Annotated in this window: 13 protein-coding genes; 7 read left to right on the top strand and 6 right to left on the bottom strand. The window is 51.0% G+C overall.

The window, feature by feature from the left end; all coding sequences use genetic code 11:
- Positions 1–97: 97 nt before the first annotated feature.
- Positions 98–2,932, top strand: a complete 2,835-nt coding sequence (gene uvrA / locus ACLO87_RS00200) for an excinuclease ABC subunit UvrA (protein ID WP_430222438.1) — start codon at positions 98–100, stop codon at positions 2,930–2,932.
- An 11-nt stretch (positions 2,933–2,943) separates the two neighbouring features.
- Here the strand turns inward: uvrA and ACLO87_RS00195 are convergent, their stop codons facing one another.
- Genes ACLO87_RS00195 through ACLO87_RS00185 form a run of 3 tightly spaced genes read right to left on the bottom strand, consistent with a single transcriptional unit; the run spans position 2,944 to position 5,774 of the window.
- On the bottom strand, positions 2,944–4,086 hold the full coding sequence (locus ACLO87_RS00195) for a deoxyguanosinetriphosphate triphosphohydrolase (protein WP_430223701.1): 1,143 nt from the start codon (positions 4,084–4,086) through the stop codon (positions 2,944–2,946).
- A 3-nt stretch (positions 4,087–4,089) separates the two neighbouring features.
- Complete coding sequence (gene aroB, locus ACLO87_RS00190; RefSeq protein ID WP_135861537.1) at positions 4,090–5,163, bottom strand: 3-dehydroquinate synthase; 1,074 nt, start codon at positions 5,161–5,163, stop codon at positions 4,090–4,092.
- Positions 5,160–5,774 (bottom strand): shikimate kinase, encoded by a 615-nt coding sequence (locus tag ACLO87_RS00185; RefSeq protein ID WP_135861538.1) that lies wholly within the window; start codon positions 5,772–5,774, stop codon positions 5,160–5,162. Before ACLO87_RS00185 ends, aroB begins: the two co-directional genes overlap by 4 nt.
- A 126-nt stretch (positions 5,775–5,900) precedes the next feature.
- Between ACLO87_RS00185 and ACLO87_RS00180 the strand changes: the two genes are divergently transcribed.
- The 4 genes from ACLO87_RS00180 (at position 5,901) to ACLO87_RS00165 (ending at position 12,941) form a co-directional block, all read left to right on the top strand.
- Positions 5,901–8,327, top strand: a complete 2,427-nt coding sequence (locus ACLO87_RS00180) for a penicillin-binding protein 1A (protein WP_430222437.1) — start codon at positions 5,901–5,903, stop codon at positions 8,325–8,327.
- Positions 8,328–8,350: 23 nt separating this feature from the next.
- A complete protein-coding gene (lptM, locus tag ACLO87_RS00175) occupies positions 8,351–8,584 on the top strand; it encodes an LPS translocon maturation chaperone LptM (protein ID WP_135861540.1) in 234 nt (77 codons plus the stop codon).
- Positions 8,585–8,636: 52 nt separating this feature from the next.
- Positions 8,637–9,905, top strand: a complete 1,269-nt coding sequence (gene lysA, locus ACLO87_RS00170; RefSeq protein WP_135861541.1) for a diaminopimelate decarboxylase — start codon at positions 8,637–8,639, stop codon at positions 9,903–9,905.
- A 132-nt stretch (positions 9,906–10,037) separates the two neighbouring features.
- Entirely contained in the window at positions 10,038–12,941 is a 2,904-nt protein-coding gene (locus ACLO87_RS00165) for a putative bifunctional diguanylate cyclase/phosphodiesterase (protein ID WP_430222436.1), read from the top strand.
- 29 nt (positions 12,942–12,970) lie between these two features.
- Here the strand turns inward: ACLO87_RS00165 and ccsB are convergent, their stop codons facing one another.
- The 3 genes from ccsB to ACLO87_RS00150 all read right to left on the bottom strand — a co-directional run bounded on the left by ccsB (position 12,971) and on the right by ACLO87_RS00150 (position 17,275).
- The gene (ccsB, locus tag ACLO87_RS00160) at positions 12,971–14,332 is read right to left on the bottom strand and encodes a c-type cytochrome biogenesis protein CcsB (RefSeq protein ID WP_135861543.1); all 1,362 of its coding nucleotides are present in this window, start codon (positions 14,330–14,332) and stop codon (positions 12,971–12,973) included.
- 15 nt (positions 14,333–14,347) lie between these two features.
- The gene (locus tag ACLO87_RS00155) at positions 14,348–16,324 is read right to left on the bottom strand and encodes a cytochrome c biogenesis protein ResB (protein WP_135861553.1); all 1,977 of its coding nucleotides are present in this window, start codon (positions 16,322–16,324) and stop codon (positions 14,348–14,350) included.
- Between the two features lie 252 nt (positions 16,325–16,576).
- On the bottom strand, positions 16,577–17,275 hold the full coding sequence (locus ACLO87_RS00150) for a c-type cytochrome (protein ID WP_430223700.1): 699 nt from the start codon (positions 17,273–17,275) through the stop codon (positions 16,577–16,579).
- A 180-nt stretch (positions 17,276–17,455) separates the two neighbouring features.
- Between ACLO87_RS00150 and yihA the strand changes: the two genes are divergently transcribed.
- Both yihA and hemB read left to right on the top strand, forming a co-directional pair.
- Positions 17,456–18,079: a ribosome biogenesis GTP-binding protein YihA/YsxC gene (yihA, locus tag ACLO87_RS00145; protein ID WP_135861544.1), complete on the top strand. Its 624-nt coding sequence runs from the start codon at positions 17,456–17,458 to the stop codon at positions 18,077–18,079.
- Entirely contained in the window at positions 18,076–19,095 is a 1,020-nt protein-coding gene (gene hemB, locus ACLO87_RS00140; RefSeq protein ID WP_135861545.1) for a porphobilinogen synthase, read from the top strand. Before yihA ends, hemB begins: the two co-directional genes overlap by 4 nt.
- Positions 19,096–19,111 lie beyond the last annotated feature (16 nt).

Genomic DNA, 19,111 nt, shown 5'->3' with positions numbered 1-19,111 from the left:
CACTTCTTTGTGCAGTGCTATGCCAGACTTTTGGCACAAAAATGGCCTAACAGGCTATAGTAACAAGTTACCCTTTTAAAGCCCTATACCCACGACGATGGACGCAATACGTATACGGGGTGCGCGCACGCATAACCTCAAAAACCTGTCAGTAGATTTGCCCCGCCATGAACTGGTGGTGATTACCGGTTTGTCCGGTTCAGGCAAGTCTTCCTTGGCATTTGATACGTTGTATGCGGAGGGCCAGCGACGCTACGTAGAAAGTTTGTCGGCCTACGCCAGACAATTTCTACAACTGATGGACAAGCCTGATGTTGATTTGATTGAAGGCTTATCCCCCGCTATTTCCATCGAGCAAAAAGCAGCAGGACACAATCCGCGTTCTACGGTTGGTACCACCACCGAAATACACGATTATTTGCGCCTATTGTACGCTCGTACTGGCACTCCTCACTGTCCTGAACACCACTTGCCGCTGCAAATGCAAAATGTCAGCCAAATGGTGGACCAAACTCTGGCGTTGCCTGAAGAAACGCGTATTGCGATTTTGGCACCGGTATTGCGAGCTACGCATGACGAATTCGAACAACAACGTCGTGCTCTGCAAGCCCAAGGTTTTGTGCGTTTGCGTGTAAACGGTGAAATGGGTGCGATTGAAGACATTCAAGCGCCCGCCCCCGATAATTCTGCACTGGTCGAAGTGGTGGTAGACCGCTTGCGCGTCAAACCCGACAGCGCACAGCGTTTGGCTGAAAGCTTTGATACTGCGTTAGAGCTATCCCAAGGCCGCGTTACTGTACTGAATCTGGATACATCAGAAGAACTACAGTTCAGCAACCACTACGCTTGCCCATTGTGCGATTACCAGTTGAACGAGCTAGAGCCGCGTCTATTCAGCTTCAACAACCCTGCAGGCGCTTGCCCTGATTGCAGCGGTTTAGGTTTGGTGGACTTTTTTGACCCCCAACGCGTGGTCGCGTTTCCTGACCTGAGCTTGGCAAGCGGTGCCATCAGCGGCTGGGATAAACGTAATGCCTTTACCCACACATTGCTGACTAGCCTAGCAGCTCACTATGACTTCGATCTAGACACACCGTTCGAAGAGCTGCCTGAAGCCATACGCCACTGCATTTTGTACGGGTCAAACAACGAAGAAATCGCCTTCTTGTACTTAAACGAGAAAGGCAAAACCACCGTAAAACGTCATGCGTTTGAAGGTGTAATCCCGAATTTAGAACGCCGCTGGCGCGAAACTGACTCACCTGCTGTGCGTGAAGAGCTGTCTAAGCTGCGTCGCACTCAACAGTGCCCCTCTTGCCATGGCTCCCGTCTACGCACCGAAGCACGTAACGTATTGCTAGGCGAAAATGACCCGCGCGCTATCTACGAAGTAGAAGCTATGTCGCTGGCCGACTGCCAACACTGGTTTGGTGCGTTGCAATTGAGTGGTGCGAAAAAAGAAATCGCTGAACGCATTGTGCAAGAAATTCTGGCGCGACTGCAGTTCCTGAATAACGTAGGGCTGAATTACCTGTCGCTAGACCGCAGTGCCGACACCATTTCCGGTGGTGAGTCACAACGTATTCGTCTTGCCAGCCAAATCGGTTCTGGTCTGACTGGTGTAATGTACGTGCTGGATGAGCCCTCTATAGGCTTGCACCAACGCGACAACGACCGCTTGATTGATACCCTCAAACGTTTACGTGACCTAGGTAATAGCGTAATTGTAGTGGAGCATGATGAAGACATGATCCGCCAAGCTGACTTCATTGTGGACATGGGCCCCGGTGCTGGTGAACACGGTGGCCATATCGTCGCAGCCGGTACGCCAGACGTTATTTTGCAGTCGCCCAAGTCCCTGACCGGACAATACCTGAGCGGCCAAAAACGCATAGCTATCCCTGCGCGCCGCCCGGTCACACCCGATATGCCTGAGCTGGTGTTGCGCGGTGCCAGTGGCAACAACCTGAAATCCGTAGACCTGCATATTCCTGCAGGCCGTTTTGTGTGCATCAGCGGCGTGTCTGGGTCGGGTAAATCTACCTTGATCAACGACACGTTGGCGACAGCACTGTCACAGCATTATCACCGCGCACAAACAGAACCAGCCCCTTACCTAGGTTTGGAGGGGCTGGAGCACTTTGACAAAGTGATTAACGTAGATCAAAGCCCTATAGGTCGTACGCCACGTAGTAACCCCGCCACCTACACTGGTCTATTCACCACTATCCGTGAACTGTTTGCGGGCGTGCCTGAAGCGCGTGCCCGTGGCTACGACCCAGGCCGTTTCTCGTTTAACGTCAAAGGCGGTCGCTGTGAAGCGTGTCAGGGAGACGGCGTGATGAAGGTAGAAATGCACTTTCTGCCTGATATCTACGTACCTTGCGATATTTGTCACGGCAAACGCTACAACCGCGAAACCTTGGATATCCACTATCGCGGCAAAAACATCAGCGAAGTGCTAGACCTAACTGTTGATCAAGCACTAACTTTCTTTGGTGCTGTGCCTGCTATTGCACGCAAGCTAGAAACCTTGATGGACGTGGGTTTGTCATACCTGCGTTTAGGTCAAAGCGCGACCACCCTATCTGGCGGTGAAGCTCAGCGGGTAAAACTGGCGCTGGAATTATCCCGACGCAGCACAGGCCGTACCTTCTACATCTTAGATGAGCCCACAACTGGTCTGCACTTCCAAGACATCGCGCTGCTGTTGGATGTCTTGAATAAGCTGGTGGATGCGGGCAACACAGTGGTGATTATTGAGCACAATCTGGACGTCATCAAAACGGCTGATTGGGTTATTGATATGGGGCCAGAAGGCGGTGCTGCAGGCGGTCAAATCGTCGCACAAGGCACGCCTGAGGTGATTGCGTCTACCCCAGAAAGCCATACCGGACGCTATTTGCAGGCACTACTCACAGTGCCTGCCTAACTACCTACCCATTACATGTGGAACAGTTGCTGGTGTTCACGGATCGCATAGCGGTCTGTCATACCAGCAATGTAGTCCGCAATGGCACGCGCTTGCGCTTGTGGGCTTTCGCGTCGGTGCTCTGCTGTCAGCAAGCGTGGATCTTCCATGTACGCCACAAACAACTCGCGAATAATGCGACGCGCTTTGCTCATCATGCGTAACACTTGTGGATGGCGGTAGAGGTTCTCGCGCAAGAATTTCTTCAAATGATCCGCTTCTACCCGCATTTCCATAGAAAACGCTGCCATTTTCCCAGCTTGGCGTAGTTCGTCTACGCTACCCGGTCTGGCCATATCTAAATTTTGCTGAGTAGTCAGCGTCAAATCTTGCACAAAGGTATTGATCATGGTGCGTATGGTTTCAGCCACCAACCGCTTTTGCGACACAGCGGGGTACATTTGACGCGCGGCCACATAGTGCTGGAAGAAAATAGGCACTTCGCACAGCTGTTCTAACGTAATCAGTTTTGAACGCAGGCCATCATCAATATCGTGATTGTTGTAGGCAATTTCATCAGCCAAATTGGTCAACTGTGCCTCTAAGGAAGGCTGTCTGCGCAGCAAGAAGCGTTCGCCTACGTCACCCAATAAATGGGCATGGCGCAAATTACAGTGCTTCAAAATACCTTCACGGGTTTCAAAACACAGATTTAGGCCATCAAAGGCGGCATAGCGTTCTTCTAAGGTGTCGACAATACGCAGACTTTGCAGGTTGTGCTCAAAGCCACCTGCTTGCGGTACTAGCTCGCGCATGCAGGCGTTAAGCTCTTCTTGGCCTGCATGCCCGAAAGGGGTGTGCCCCAGATCGTGCGCCAGTGAAATCGCTTCTACTAGGTCTTCATGCACCTGTAGATTTCTTGCCAACGAACGGGCAATTTGTGCGACTTCAATACTGTGCGTCAGGCGGGTACGAAACAGGTCACCTTCATGATTAATGAAAACCTGCGTTTTGTACTCCAGCCGCCTAAACGCTTGGCAATGGATGATACGGTCTCGGTCTCGTTGAAACTCATTACGCCGCTCCGGAGCTTCTTCTGGATGGCGTCTACCTCGGCTATGTTCTGGAAAACATGAATAAACGGCCAGTGACACCATAACGATCCCCTTATTTATCGGTTATTTGAAACCTTCCAAGACCGCTGCCACTTTCTCTGGCACTACGGCCTGTACATGACTCTTACCAATGTCGGACATCAACACAAAGCGCAGTTGCCCGCCTTCGGCTTTTTTATCAATACCCATCAACTCAATCCAGCGCTCAGCAGGCCAAGATGGAGGCACGGTTGGGCAACCAATGTTCTTCACCAGCTCACGCACTCGCTGCACTTTTTCTGCGGGGAAGCCGCAACATGCCACCGACAACTCGGCAGCCATAATCATGCCGCAACCTACAGCTTCGCCGTGCAGCCACTTACCGTAGCCCAAACCGGACTCAATCGCATGCCCAAAGGTATGACCCAGATTTAGCAACGCACGTAGCCCTGATTCACGTTCATCAGCAGAGACCACTTCGGCCTTCACTTCGCAAGAACGCTGCACCGCATACGCCAGTGCTTCCGGGTCACGCTTCACCAGCGCTTCTACATTTTGCTCGCACCACTGGAAAAAGCCTTCATCTACAATTAGGCCATACTTGATCACCTCTGCCAATCCCGCTGCAATTTCACGGTCTGGCAGACTTTGCAGCACATTGATGTCTACCTCAACCGCAATAGGCTGATAGAACGCACCAATCATATTTTTACCCAAGGGGTGATTCACCGCAGTTTTACCACCCACTGAAGAATCCACCTGAGCCAGCAAAGTGGTTGGCACTTGGATAAAGCGGATGCCACGCATAAAGCATGCGGCAGCAAAACCAGCAATATCACCCACCACTCCTCCGCCTAATGCCACGATTAGCGCTTTGCGATCCAATCGTTCACCCAGCAAGCGATCAAAAATACTATTTAGCGTATTCCAGTCTTTGTACGCTTCGCCGTCAGGAATAGACACTTCCAGCACCGGTTTTCCGGTTTGGCTCAACGCTTCCAACACTTGCTCGCCGTACAACCCCATCACCGTAGGGTTGCTGATCAACGCAATACGGGTCACATCCGCAGGAATGCTGTCTGCCAACTTAGCTAAACGCCCCGCCGCAATATGTATGGGGTAAGAGCCGCCAGGCGTCTGCACCGATACTACTCTCATTGTTTGACCTCACATTTATTCAGTAATTCAGCCGCCAAATCACGCACAGCGGTAGAGATGGGCGCACTTCCAGTGTCGAACACAATGTCTGCCACTTCTGCGTACATAGGCTCTCGTTTAGCCAATAGCTCGGCCAAACGTTGACGTGGATTCGCAGTTTGCAACAAGGGACGGCTTTTATCTTTGGCGACGCGTTTGAATAGTTCTTCTGCGCTCGCCCGCAAATACACAACCAAGCCTCGTTGTTTCAGAAAATTGCGGTTTTCAGGCAACAAAATGGCGCCCCCGCCCGTTGCCAACACAATACCTGGTAACCGAGTGCAAGCATCTAAGGCCGCTGCTTCACGTCTGCGGAACCCTTCTTCGCCTTCTATGTCAAAGATATCTGCGATGCGTACTCCGCAGCGTGCTTCCAGTTCGTGATCTAAATCTGTGAAACTGCGATTCAGGCTGCGTGCCAGTTGTTTGCCTATAGTTGTTTTACCAGCACCCATCATGCCGACCAGAAAAATGGGGCGTTGATCGGGTTGCCGTAAATGTTGCAGTTCTCTTTCCCCCAACGGGGGTAAAGGGTCAATTTGCATGAGTTCTGTGGGTAAAGAGTCTGTCATTTGTGTATTATCCCATTAGCGCACCCAAAAAAAAGTACACTATCCGAGTTTTATGGCGTCTGTTAACACAGTAAACTGGTACACACGCTCTACATTCTGTTCCTAGGGCCTAAAAAATCACCCGCAATGAGTTCTTCCGCCCAAACTTCTACTAAACGTTCCGGATCCTGGCTACGCCGGTTCATCGTGAAATCTATCGTGGTACTGACTGGCTTGGCCGTCAGTGGCGTGCTGCTGGTTGTGCTAGCGCTCGCCTTGGCATGGCCTAACCTGCCTGACCTCACAGCCATGACAGATTATCGTCCTCGTATCCCCTTGCGCATTTATACCGCAGACAAGGTGTTGATTGGTGAGTTCGGTGAAGAACGGCGCAATGTTATGCCGTTCAACGAAATCCCCGACGTCATGAAATCAGCCTTGCTGGCTGCTGAAGACGATCGTTTCTATCAGCACGGTGGTATTGATCTGCGCGGGGTTGCTCGTGCTGCGATCATGAACATGGTCAACATGCGCAAGTCACAGGGCGCAAGTACCATCACCATGCAGTTGGCGCGTAACTTCTATCTGTCTTCCGAGAAAACGTACACACGTAAGTTCTACGAGCTGCTGCTGACGTTCAAGATTGAAGCCACGCTGACCAAAGACCAGATTCTGGATCTGTACATGAACCAGATTTATCTGGGTCATCGCTCTTACGGTTTTCCTGCTGCATCGCGTACCTACTTCGGTAAAAGCCTGACAGAAGTCACACTGGCAGAAGCTGCCATGTTGGCTGGTATTCAGCGTGCGCCTTCTCGCTATAACCCCATCACCAACTTCGCAGAATCTACCCGTCAACAACAGGGTGTGCTGCGTCGTATGCTGGACTTGGGTTACATCACGCAAGACGAATACGAAACTGCTCGTGCACAGAAAATTGAAATCCGTTCTGCTCTAGGCACACCAGCGGGTGGCTACGCGATTCACGGTGAATACGCTGCTGAATTGGCACGCCAACTGCTGTACAACGTGTACCAAGACAACATCTACAGCCGTGGTTTCAACATCTACACCACCATCAATTCCAAAGACCAAGAAGCCGCTTACCTCAGCGTACGTGACGGCATTCTGAACTACACCCGCAGAAAGCCGTTCCCAGGCCCTGAAGGTCAAGTCAGCTTGGCAGAAGGTATTGAGCAAGATGCTGATGCGCTGAACGACATTCTGGACGACGTACAACGCAACTACCCAGACACCGGCGATTTGCTAACTGGCGTGGTGCTGTCGGCTAGCCCAACCAAACTGACTGTTGCCCGTAGTGCCGATACCATCATCGACATTACCGACAAACGTGCATTGGGTATTGTGGCACGCGCCTTGACACCTAATGCCAGCGAAGGCCAACGCCTAAGCCGTGGTTCTGTGGTGTATCTGTTCAAGAACCCTGAGTCTTGGGAAGTCGTGAATATGCCTGCTGTACAAGCAGCGCTGGTTGCTATTCGCCCTCAAGACGGTGCAATTCAAGCCATGGTGGGTGGTTTCCACTTTGCTGATGGTAAGTTCAACCGTGTTACCCAAGCGTGGCGTCAGCCTGGCTCCGCATTTAAGCCCTTTATCTATGCTTCATCGCTGGAAAAAGGCTTAACTCCTGCCACCCAAATTGCTGATACCCCGTTCCAATTGACGCGTGAACAAACGGGCTCCAGAGCATGGAATCCTAAGAACTATGGTGGCCGTTACGAACCTATGCTGACCATGCGTCAAGGTTTGTACAAATCCAAAAACATGGTTTCCATCCGCATTATGCAAGCGGTAGGCCCACAATATGTTCAGGATTACATTACTCGCTTTGGTTTCGATCGTGAACGTAACCCTGCCGTATTGCCGTTGGCATTGGGTGCAGGTAGCGTGACACCATTGCAATTAGCGGGTGCTTACTCGGTATTTGCGAACGGTGGCTACAAAGTACAGCCATACCTGATTGATTACGTAACTGACAGCAATGACCAAGTCGTCATGCGCGCCAAACCGGTAGTCGCTGGTGATTCCAAAGCTCAGGTTATAGATCCACGTACTGCGTATGTCATGAACGACATGCTGCGTGGCGTAGCCACATCGGGTACAGGTGCTCGTGCTTCAGCAACGCTGAAACGTAATGACATTGGCGGTAAAACCGGTACGACCAACAACTCGTTGGATGCGTGGTTTGCTGGCTATACACCAGACCTAGTCAGCATTGCATGGATGGGCTTTGACCGTCCGCAATCACTGGGTTCAGGCGAAACAGGTGGCGGCATTTCCATGCCTATCTGGATTAACTTCATGCGTGAAGCGCTGGCTGGTAAACCTAACAAACCATTAGGCCCAATGCCTAGCGGTCTGACTAAAACTAATGGGGATTACTATTACAGCGAATTCCCACCTGGGGTAGCCATTGAACGCGTGGGCTTGCCTAGCGCCATGGACAATTTCGTTTCCGATGTTCCTGACGATGGCATCAATTCATTGCTACAAGGCCTGCAAAACGATGACAACGTCTATGACGACAGTCCACAAACATTTGCTAGACCGTAATTAACAACACACAATGGTGCCTTATGGCACCATTGTTGTCTGGAGGTTTGACGTCTACACATAGGCTGTCATACTTCAAATTTAAAACAGCTCATAACACCACCATGCAGCCAAAATTTTCACCTAAACGTGCGGCGCTTATCCTTGTAGTAGGAGCAAGTGTCATACTTGGAGGATGTGGCTATAAAGGCCCCCTCGTTTTACCCGAACAAGCTGCAGCGTCTAGCGTCAACACTGACACTGCACCTACTGCCTGACCCGGTGATCGGATCAGTCCCCTGCTTTTTTTCATGACCTCTATTTACCATCATGACCGTAGCTCCGAATTTTCAATTTCATAATGGCGTACTGCATGCCGAACAATGCTCTCTGGAAGACTTAGCCAAAGAGCACGGCACCCCTTTATATGTCTATTCGCGACAAGCGTTGAAAGACGCTTGGGACAGCTATGAAAAGGCTAAACAAGGTCGTGATGTATTAGTGTGCTATGGCATGAAAGCCAACTCCAACTTGGCTATTCTGCGCGAACTGGCCAACCACGGTGCAGGCTTTGATATTGTGTCTGGCGGTGAATTGGCACGCGTGATCGCTGCCGGTGGTGATCCACGCAAAGTGGTGTTTTCTGGCGTAGGCAAACAGCGCTGGGAAATTGAAGCAGCTCTGGATGCACAGATCAAATGCTTCAACGTGGAATCCAAAAATGAGTTGTTGCACATTGCGCAAATCGCTGCAGATAGAAATTGTGTAGCGCCCATCTCGCTGCGCGTGAACCCTGATGTAGACGCCCACACCCACCCCTACATTTCCACTGGCCTGAAAGACAACAAATTCGGTATTGCTATCGAAGATGCGCCTGAAGTCTACGCACTAGCAAAACAACACCCACAACTGAACATCGTTGGCGTGGACTGCCACATCGGCTCTCAAATCACCGAGATCAGCCCCTACTTGGATGCGCTGGATAAACTGCTGAACCTGATTGACACCCTGTCACAACAAGACGTGCAGTTGTCTCACCTTGATTTGGGCGGCGGCTTGGGCATTCGTTACACCGACGAAACGCCTGCGACCCCAACCATGCTGCTGACTGAAGTCTTCAAAGCATTGGATGCTCGTGGCTTGTCTCACTTGCAGTTGGTGTTGGAGCCTGGCCGCTCTATGGTAGGTAACGCCGGTGTGTTGCTGACCAAAGTGGAATACCTGAAACCCTCAGAAGCCAAAAATTTCGCCATCGTTGATGCCGCCATGAATGATCTTATTCGCCCCACACTCTACGATGCGTGGCACGATGTAGAAGCTGTACGCCCTCGCCAAGACGGTACTACAGCCTTGGAGTACGACATTGTTGGCCCTATCTGCGAAAGCGGTGACTGGTTAGCCCGTGGCCGCAAACTGGCTTTAGAACAACACGATCTATTGGCAATTATGTCAGCAGGTGCGTACGGGTTCACCATGGCCAGCAACTACAACACCAGACCACGTGCAGCCGAAATTATTGTGGATGGCAAGACTGCACATGTAGTACGCCCCCGTGAAGAACTACACAGCCTCTTTGCTTCAGAAAGCCTACTACCTTAAATATCACCACTAAGCCCTGATTTTCAGGGCTTAGTTTTTAAAGAACGCAGACGCCTCACCGTTAACAAACTATAACAATTTGCCACGACAGCTGATCCGTGTCTGCCGTGGTGATCAAGGCTGTCTAAATTCATGATGGATTCCACTATCACACTCAATGATCGTACACGGTCTGGCGCAAGCCAACGTATCACCGAAGTACTCAGCATCTATGTGCTGCCGCTGTTTATTTGCCTGCTTTCGCTGGTGGCATTGTTGCAACTACCCGCACACTACCCCAGTGCTGCGGGTTTTTCGTTAAGCCTGCAAACCCTGCCGGCTCCCTACGCGCAAACACCTCCATCATCAGCAATACAAACAGCGCTGGCAAAACAGCCCTCTGAATTACGCCTTTCTACACACGATCCTTTTTGGCTGCAGTTTTCTCTACCCGAAGACTTTGACAGCACTGCCCACGACATACGCTTTGCCACCAGCCCCCTACTCGGGCTGCACTGCTACGGCACACAACCCGAGCAAGAAGAACTCAGCCAACTGCCTACCTCAGCCTTAGGCTCTAGTCATGGTTATGATTTACAAACTAATGGCCTTGCCCCGCTAGGTACGGTGTACTGCAATGTATTGCCTAGCGTTTCCGGACCCTTCAGCATCCAGAACTGGACCAGCTCCGACTGGGCACAAGCCAGCCAGCGCTACACGCGTTATATTGCGCTACTAGAAGGCGGTTTACTCACCTTGGCGGCATTGCTGTTGGTGATCGCCTTATTGAATAAACAAAGCCTGTACCTGCTGGTTGCAGTCTGGTTGGTTGGCAACCTACGTTTAGGCGCCATGGCCATGGGTTGGGATAACCTCTGGTTAGGACATGAACTACCCGCCACCTGGCTACCTACTATTCGCCAAGCCACTCTCGCCGCCTATTTCTTGGTGAGCTACACCCTCTTTACCCAACTGCTGCGCACCGTCTTGCAGCCACTACCTTTTTCACTGTTATTACGCGCCCTACAGTGGGGCGGACTCGCCCTGCTGCCAGCAGCCTTCCTGCTAGAGCGCTCCCTCTTTATGCCTGCCATGCTGCTATTAAGCGCCATAGGCTTACTCAGCTGCGTTGTGATCGTGTGCTATGGCATGATGCACGCCGAACAACAACCCGCCCCCTTATCGCTTTGGCACATCATGCTGCTCAGCGCATCGCTTTGTGTGTTGGTCTTGATGTTGCTGATGCTGCTGGGACTATCCAGCAACTTCCTAGACACCTTCCAAAGCGTACTGGCGCTACCCCTATCTAGTCTAATGGTAGCGATCTTGCTGGGCGAACGCTTACGCGAAGAACGCTACAGTCGCACCGTAGCGGAGCAAACCCTAATCGCCAATCACTGCATCAGCCCATTTGGAATTTTCACACTGGATGAGAATGGCCAGTTCGTCTATGCAAACAGTGTGTTCTATGCCTTTTTAGGTCTCTCTGAGCACGAGGAAATCGAAGACTACCAATGGGAACAATTCTTTGGCACGACCGACTGGGAAGCTATCATACAAACCAGCTTAAGCGGTGAAGACACAGACATCAGCCGTTTATCAGCAGCCTCTCACCCCGGTTTGCCACAACAGTTTGGGTTACGCGCCTTACGTACTGCGGGAGTGATTGAGGGCTCGCTACAAGACATCAGCAAACGATCAGAAACCATCCGTAAGCTCAAACAGATGGCCAACCATGATCCCATCACCGATGTACTGAACAAACGGGGCATAGAGAAGGCCTTATCGTTCTCGTTGGATAAGGTACGCGAGGGTAATAACTGCATCTTGGCCTACTTGGATTTGAATTACGTTAAACACGTGAATGATGCGTATGGCCACGCCGCAGGTGACGCTCTGCTTAAAGAGGTAAGCCATCGCATTGAAACTACGCTGCACCCAGGCCAAGAGCTAGGTAGGCTGGGTAACGATGAATTCTTGATCCTGTTTAACGACACCACGCCAGAGCAAGCTCAAGCCACGGCCGAGAAGATCATTAAGTCCCTAAACCAAGGCAGCATCTACGCAGGCAACCGTAGCTTTAACCTGCAAAGCGCTATTGGTTTGGTAGAGCTGTCTTCCGATACCCGTGCAGAAGATGCTTTAGCGGCAGCAAACCGGGCTTGCCGCGACGCTCGCCGCACCCAACTGCCATCTGTACTGTACAAACAAGGGTCTACCGAACTGTACCAACACGCCGAAGAACTACGCTTGTTCAAAGAGCTGGAAAACGGTGCCTCGGGCGGTTTGTATCTGGAAATGCAGCCATTAATGGCTCTGCAGAACCCCTTGAATTCACTGAATGTAGAGGTACTGCTACGGGTACGTGACTCACGAAATAATCTGATGCCATCCGGCAAAATCATCGCAGCAGCCGAAGAAAGTGGCACAGTATCTATCATCGACAAGTGGGTGTTTGCAGCAACCTTAGAGTGGCTAGACAAACACCACACACAACTGCCACGTACCCAGCAAATCAATATCAACCTTAGCGGCGTGTCCCTAAATGATGACAAGTTCATTGATGAGCTATTCACCATTTTGGAAAACTTCGATCACCTCGCCAACAGGCTGTGTGTAGAAATCACCGAAGGGGTGGCACTGCAAGATTTAGAACGCACCCGCTTGTTCATGCAACGATTGCAGCACAAAGGCGTACGCATTGCACTGGACGACTTTGGTGCAGGCTATACCTCATTCTCGTACCTACAAGAGCTGCCTACTGACGCTATTAAGATAGACGGCTCACTCATACACAACATGCTGTTAAAGAACACCAATGTGGCCATCGTACGCACTATCGTAGAGCTGGCACGCAACTTGGGCATGGTGAGCATTGCAGAATGGGTGGAAGACGTAGAGACGCTGCATATACTGCGCGACATAGGCGTAGATTACGTGCAGGGCTTTGTGGTGTCTGGGGCTAGATCGCCAACTGAGATATTGGCTGCCCGCGATATACGAGACTTAGTGAAATCACCGGAAGTGCTGTCCTTCATCGACAAACACTCCCGGTAAGTACGGACTAACTACAGTGTTCTAGGTGCTTACAGCTCACCGTATGAGTGCAAACCGGACAAGAACATGTTCACACCTAGGAATGCAAAACTGGTGATCAGTAAGCCGCCCAGTGCCCAGTAAGCACCAATAGTGCCGCGCATGCCTTTCATCAAACGCATGTGCAACCATGCCGCGTAGTTCAGCCACACGATCAAGGCCCATGTTTCTTTAGGGTCCCACTGCCAGTATGTACCCCATGCATCCGCCGCCCACAACGCACCCAAAATAGTGGCAATAGTGAAGAACGCAAAGCCGATGGCAATCGCGCGGTACATGATGTCATCTAGTACTTCCAGATCAGGCAACTGACGGGAAATTGGGCCACGTAGCGCCAAAATAGCCCCTACGATTAGCGCACTAATACCGAAGAACAACATCCATGTAACGGAGAATTCACTGCGTGAACCAAAAATCATGGGCTCCGCACAGAGCAACATGCCCAGCACAAACACTGGCCATAGCTTACTCCACGAGCGTGTTTGACCATTTTCTTTGATCAGGTAGGCAAAGCCCACCATCGCCGCTAAGGCGAAGGTACCGTAACCAATAAAGTTGGCGGGCACGTGAATCTTCATCCACCAGCTTTTCAGTGCAGGAACCAATGGCTGGATCTGGTGCGCATCGCGAGCAAACGAGTACCACAGCAAGAAGATCACCGAAGCATTAATCACCATCAGCACAAAACCACCCAAGCTACGGGTCGCATAACGACGCTCGTAATACAGGTAGAACAGAGCTGTGATCAACGCAAACATCACAAACACTTCATACAAGTTACTGACAGGGATATGGCCTAAACCAGGGCCTAACAAGTGGCCTTCGCGCCAACGCACGAACATACCCACAGTACCTGCATAGACACCACCCCACGTCAGCGCTGTACCCAACCATGCGGCTGTTTTGCTGACATAGCCAATCCAGTAGCACACCATCGCAATCATGAACAACGCACACATCCACAGGATGGCGGATTGTGACGAGAACAAATAGCGCAGCAAAAACACACTGTCTGCACGGGTAAGGTCGCCGCTAAGCAAACTACCATCATTGCTGTACAGCCAAATAGCCAAAATCGCTGTTAAACCGCTTAGTACGGTTAATGTACGCAGTGGACGCCACAACCAGCCCATCCAGACTAACAGTGGCACGGCACCACAGAGAATGACTTTTTCGTAGCCATCCATAAAGTCGGTATAGGCGGTCAAACAGTATGCCACGCCAAGCGACAACACAATAAAGTACAAATAATCACTTAGCTGCGGCCTACCACGCACACCACGGGAATCCCCGCTTGCTGCCATGGAAGCCTGCCACTGTTGTGACTGGGAAAGCATTGCTGACTCAGACATTTTTTAGACTCCTCTCTATGCGGACAAGCGCTGGAAACTCTGTTTGAACTCGTCAAACTCGCGGTTGAAATCCAAATTGCGCCGTTGTGAGGTCATTGCAGCCTGCATAGAGCTGCCACCCTCTTGTGGTCGTATCCACACCCAAATGCGTCGATCACGAACATAGAACATCGTAAAGACGCCAATCACCAAGAACAACGAGCCGGTATACACAATGTACATACCTGGGCTACGCGCCACTTGGAACACACTGGCCTGTACGTGATCAAACGAACGCAGACCCAGCATTACCGGAGCTGGGTATTCTGGCAAATTGGCCAAAGCTAGTACGGCAAGCTGTGTCCACTGTTGGGCACGCACACCTTCATCGCCTTCATACACAATTTCTTTTTCGCCAGCACGTTCTCGCAGAATATCACGTAACTCAATCAACGAAAGCTGAATCATGGGCACCGTGAAGCCAAGAATTTTCTCGCGCTCAGCTTCTGGCACACGACCGATCAAACCGTTAAAGCCTTCACGAGCAAAACTGGTCAGCGCATTCTGTGCCGCAGTATGCAGTAAGGAATTCGGTGCAGCATCACCGTTACGCTCTGCGAAGCGCAATGCCGCTTGTCGTACTAACGAAGGGTCTTCCAATGCGGCACGTAAACGCATGAACTCTTGCATGGATAACTGATCATCCGCAGGAATACGCACATAACGGAAACCCACTTGCGGCGATACATTCATACCCGCCAAGAACACAGGGAAACCATCCAACACCACTGGAGCCATGTAATGCGTGTACTCACGTGCCTGACCACTACTATCCGTCAGTTTGTAATGCACACTAGGGCCTACGTTAACCAAATTCTCGTTACGCTTACCTGCGGCACTGCCCGCTACAGCCGCCACATGCTCAGCTAATGCTTTAGGCTGAGGATCTCCGTCACGCATATCTTCCACGTTGATAGTACGTAGTTCAGTAAAGTTCACACTGACTTCCGTACCTGCGTCATCCACTACAAAACGCGTGCTCTCGCCAATTTTGCCTGACACAGGGAATGGACGACTTTGCGTACCATGCAATGGGTACGCCAACAGTTCTACCGTAGAACCACCATCATCAAAACCAGACTGATACACCGTGACGCCTTTGTAGCGCAGAGGTTCATTCACCTCTATCACTCTGTCAAAACTATCGCCCGTATCGGGATCGGTAATGCGCACTTCACTCTTGAAGCTGCTAGGCATACCCGTGGAGTAATACTCGATCAGAAAACGTTTGAGTTCCAACACGAAAGGCATAGGTTGCACCAATACACCTTCGTCCACGTTCACTACCGCAGTGGCAGTACGCACCCCTTCTGGCACCAAGAGGTTAGCTCTAAAGCTAGGGTTAGCCGCTGGCAAACGCCCTTCTGGTGGAACCTCAGAAATCAGAATATTTTCAGTAATAGGTTTCTTGCCACCTAACCATACCTGTAATCGCGTGGGCAACTCGCTGTCCATCAACCCGCCAATACAGATCACCACAATAGCTACGTGCGCAAAAATATAGCCTAGGCGATTAGAACTACCTTTTTTAGCCGCCAACATCAGGCTGCCATCAGCATCTTTACGTACTTTGTACTGGTAGCCTTTTACCTTCAACCACGCTTGTACATCGTCAGCATTTTTTTCTGGGCTGTTGTGATTGCTGACTTCTACTTTATGGGGAAACGCACGCAAGCTATTGCCGCGCACATATTCTTTGAAGTTGCGCGCATCTTTCAGCATCTTGGGCGCATGACGGATCACACAGACGGTGGTGGACACCACCAAGAAACCCATGATGACCAAGAACCACCATGTATTGTAAATAGTCCAGATTGAGAATCTATCGAACACATCTACCCAAAATGGCCCGAACTGGTCCACATAGATGTTCATAGGCTGGTTTTGCGCCAGCACAGTACCGATGATACTGGCCACACAGATGAACATGAGCAGGCTCACAGCGAAACGCATGGAGCTCAACAACTCGAACAGTTCAGCAGCGCCAAATTGACGTTTGGTAGTCACAACAATCTCAGGTAGAAACTAAACAGAAAATTCAGGGTCTTATAAGTCTGAGCTATTAGAGTCTCTTTTAAGACTAAAGTTTCCTGCCCAGACAACAAAAGCTCCCCAAGAGGGGAGCTTAGGTATCAACACTGCAGCCCGTAAAGGTTACAGGTTGCAACACTGAATATAGCAGTCGCTAAAAACAAGAGCTTTGCTCTAGCGCAAGCCGGCGGCGTAATCCGCAACAGCAGACAAATCAGCATCATTCATGCGATCAGCCAACTCGTGCATCGCTGCTTCGTTGTTACGGTCACCGCTACGGAACAATTTCAGCTGTTCCAGCAAGTAAGGTACGTGTTGACCAGCCAAACGTGGGTATTTACCTGGCAAGCCTGCGCCGTTAGGCGAGTGACAGGCCGCACAAGCCGCTACGTTACGGTCAGGCAAACCACCACGCCAAATTTGTTGGCCGCGCTCAAAAGTTTCTTCGTTGGTTGCTCGAGCAGCCAATTCCCAATCCACTTTTTGTTGAGACACGTAAAACGCTACATCACGCATTTCTTGCTCGGTCATGCCAGTCACAATACTGGTCATTACGGCAGGGTTGCCATTGGCAGCACGGCGCAATGGAGGGGTATTTTCTGCACCAGGGCGGAAATCATGCAGCTGTTTAACCACATATTCAAACGGTTGGGCTGCAATGCTAGGGTACATTTCAATGACACTGTTCCCTGCAGCACCGTGACAGGTCACACAGGCTAATACGCCACGGGACAGTTCACCGTTCAAGTAGAGTTGCTCGCCCTTAGCTGCATCAGGTTTTGCAGCGGTATCTGCAGCATGCGCCAAAGAGAAGGTGGAACAGGCTGCCACAAGGCCGCTGGCAATAACGATTCTGGAAAGCACGCGCTTCAGCTTCATGTAGTCCTCGACGATCGCGATTTAGACACAAATACCGCAGTATTTGTAAGTCACTGGTCGTCGTATACCGTATTATTTCTGCTGTAAGGGATCTGCACGGAACACGACGGTTACTGTTTCAAATCCCAAGATTATACAATAGAGCTTGGATTTAAACGGGAAATTGCCTTAATCATGTCAATCTTACATCGCGCCAGCTTCACTATTTCTGCTGCAAAGCTGGACCAACTCCCGCCCCCCGGCCCACCAGAGGTCTGTTTTGTGGGTCGCTCCAATTCGGGGAAATCGTCATCTATTAACGTACTGGCGAACCAAAAACGTTTGGCGTTTTCCAGTAAAACACCGGGTAGAACACGTCTGATCAACATGTTCGGCATCCCCGACCCATTAGAACCTGAAGAATCTTTAGGTTACCTCGTCGACTTACCTGGCTACGGTTATGCCGCGGTAGGGCGTCAAGAAAAACAAGACTGGGATGAAATGCTAGGCGGCTACTTGCGCCAACGCAGCTCTCTGGCAGGTGTTGTATTGATGCTGGATATACGACGAGGCGTTACCGCATTAGACGTGCAGTTAGCACGCTGGATCGCTCCTACAGGCAAGCCATTGCTGGTACTACTCACCAAAGCGGATAAATTCGCGTATGGTAAACGTATACAAGCGGCTGCTGAAGCCCGTAAACAACTCGCTGCCATGGGGAATATTCAAGCTATCCCTTTTTCGGCCACGCACCGTATTGGCATTGAGGAAGCGACATTACTTATTGAAAACTGGATATCTCCAAAGGTTGTGCCATGACTCAATTTTTACCCCCCGTTAACTACCCTCTTAGCCGCCCACGCCGTAACCGTCGCGACGACTTCACCCGCCGTTTGGTGCGTGAAAACGCATTGACCGTCAATGACCTGATTTACCCGGTGTTCGTGCGTGAAGGCAACAACATACGCGAAGCTGTGGATTCCATGCCCGGCGTATACCGTTACTCGCCTGACACCATTCTGGCGATTGCTGAAGAGTGTGTAAAACTGGGGATTCCAGTACTGTCCCTGTTCCCTGTGATTGATCCTAGCCTGAAAACACCGGATGGTAGCGAAGCAGCTAACCCCGACGGCTTGATCCCTCGTGTAGTGAGCAGCTTGAAACAGAACTTCCCAGAATTGGGCATTCTGACTGACGTTGCGCTAGACCCTTACACCAGCCACGGCCAAGACGGCATCATCGACGAAGATGGTTACGTGCTGAACGACCCTACGGTAGAAGTGCTGCGTGAACAAGCGCTGACACAAGCCAACGCAGGTGTAGACATTGTGGCGCCTAGCGACATGATGGATGGCCGTGTAGGCGCGATTCGCCACACTTTGGATGAAAACGGCCACATCGACACCCGTATCATGGCGTACTCTGCCAAATACGCCAGTGCCTTCTACGGCCCATTCCGTGATGCGGTAGGTTCTGCCAGCAACTTGGGTAAATCCGACAAAGCCAGCTATCAAATGGACCCAGCCAACCGCGACGAAGCTTTGCGCGAAGTCGCTGCCGACATCCGCGAAGGCGCTGATATGGTGATGGTAAAACCGGGTATGCCGTACCTAGATGTACTGCGTGACATCAAACAAGCCTTTGGCATGCCTACCTTTGCATACCAAGTCAGTGGCGAATACGCGATGATCAAAGCCGCTGCCGCCAATGGCTGGCTGGATCACGATAAAGTCATGATGGAATCCCTGTTGGCGTTTAAACGCGCCGGCGGCGATGGCATCTTGACCTACTTCGCGATTGACGCTGCTAAGCAACTACGACTGCAAGGCAACTAAGCAGTATCTGTAGTGG

The organism is Paenalcaligenes sp. Me52, from assembly GCF_050487965.1.
In the GTDB taxonomy this organism is placed as follows: Bacteria; Pseudomonadota; Gammaproteobacteria; order Burkholderiales; family Burkholderiaceae_B; genus Paenalcaligenes.
The sequence above is the reverse complement of the archived record's forward strand: the minus strand, read 5'-3'. Positions and strand labels throughout refer to the sequence as shown.

What these genes read in the sequence shown, in the direction of transcription:
- uvrA (WP_430222438.1), top strand. Translation starts at nt 98, where the DNA reads ATGGACGCAATACGTATACGGGGTGCGCGCACGCATAACCTCAAAAAC.
- aroB (WP_135861537.1), bottom strand. Translation starts at nt 5,163, where the DNA reads ATGAGAGTAGTATCGGTGCAGACGCCTGGCGGCTCTTACCCCATACAT.
- ACLO87_RS00185 (WP_135861538.1), bottom strand. Translation starts at nt 5,774, where the DNA reads ATGACAGACTCTTTACCCACAGAACTCATGCAAATTGACCCTTTACCC.
- ACLO87_RS00180 (WP_430222437.1), top strand. Translation starts at nt 5,901, where the DNA reads ATGAGTTCTTCCGCCCAAACTTCTACTAAACGTTCCGGATCCTGGCTA.
- lptM (WP_135861540.1), top strand. Translation starts at nt 8,351, where the DNA reads ATGGCACCATTGTTGTCTGGAGGTTTGACGTCTACACATAGGCTGTCA.
- lysA (WP_135861541.1), top strand. Translation starts at nt 8,637, where the DNA reads ATGACCGTAGCTCCGAATTTTCAATTTCATAATGGCGTACTGCATGCC.
- ACLO87_RS00165 (WP_430222436.1), top strand. Translation starts at nt 10,038, where the DNA reads ATGATGGATTCCACTATCACACTCAATGATCGTACACGGTCTGGCGCA.
- ccsB (WP_135861543.1), bottom strand. Translation starts at nt 14,332, where the DNA reads ATGTCTGAGTCAGCAATGCTTTCCCAGTCACAACAGTGGCAGGCTTCC.
- ACLO87_RS00155 (WP_135861553.1), bottom strand. Translation starts at nt 16,324, where the DNA reads ATGCGTTTCGCTGTGAGCCTGCTCATGTTCATCTGTGTGGCCAGTATC.
- yihA (WP_135861544.1), top strand. Translation starts at nt 17,456, where the DNA reads ATGTCAATCTTACATCGCGCCAGCTTCACTATTTCTGCTGCAAAGCTG.
- hemB (WP_135861545.1), top strand. Translation starts at nt 18,076, where the DNA reads ATGACTCAATTTTTACCCCCCGTTAACTACCCTCTTAGCCGCCCACGC.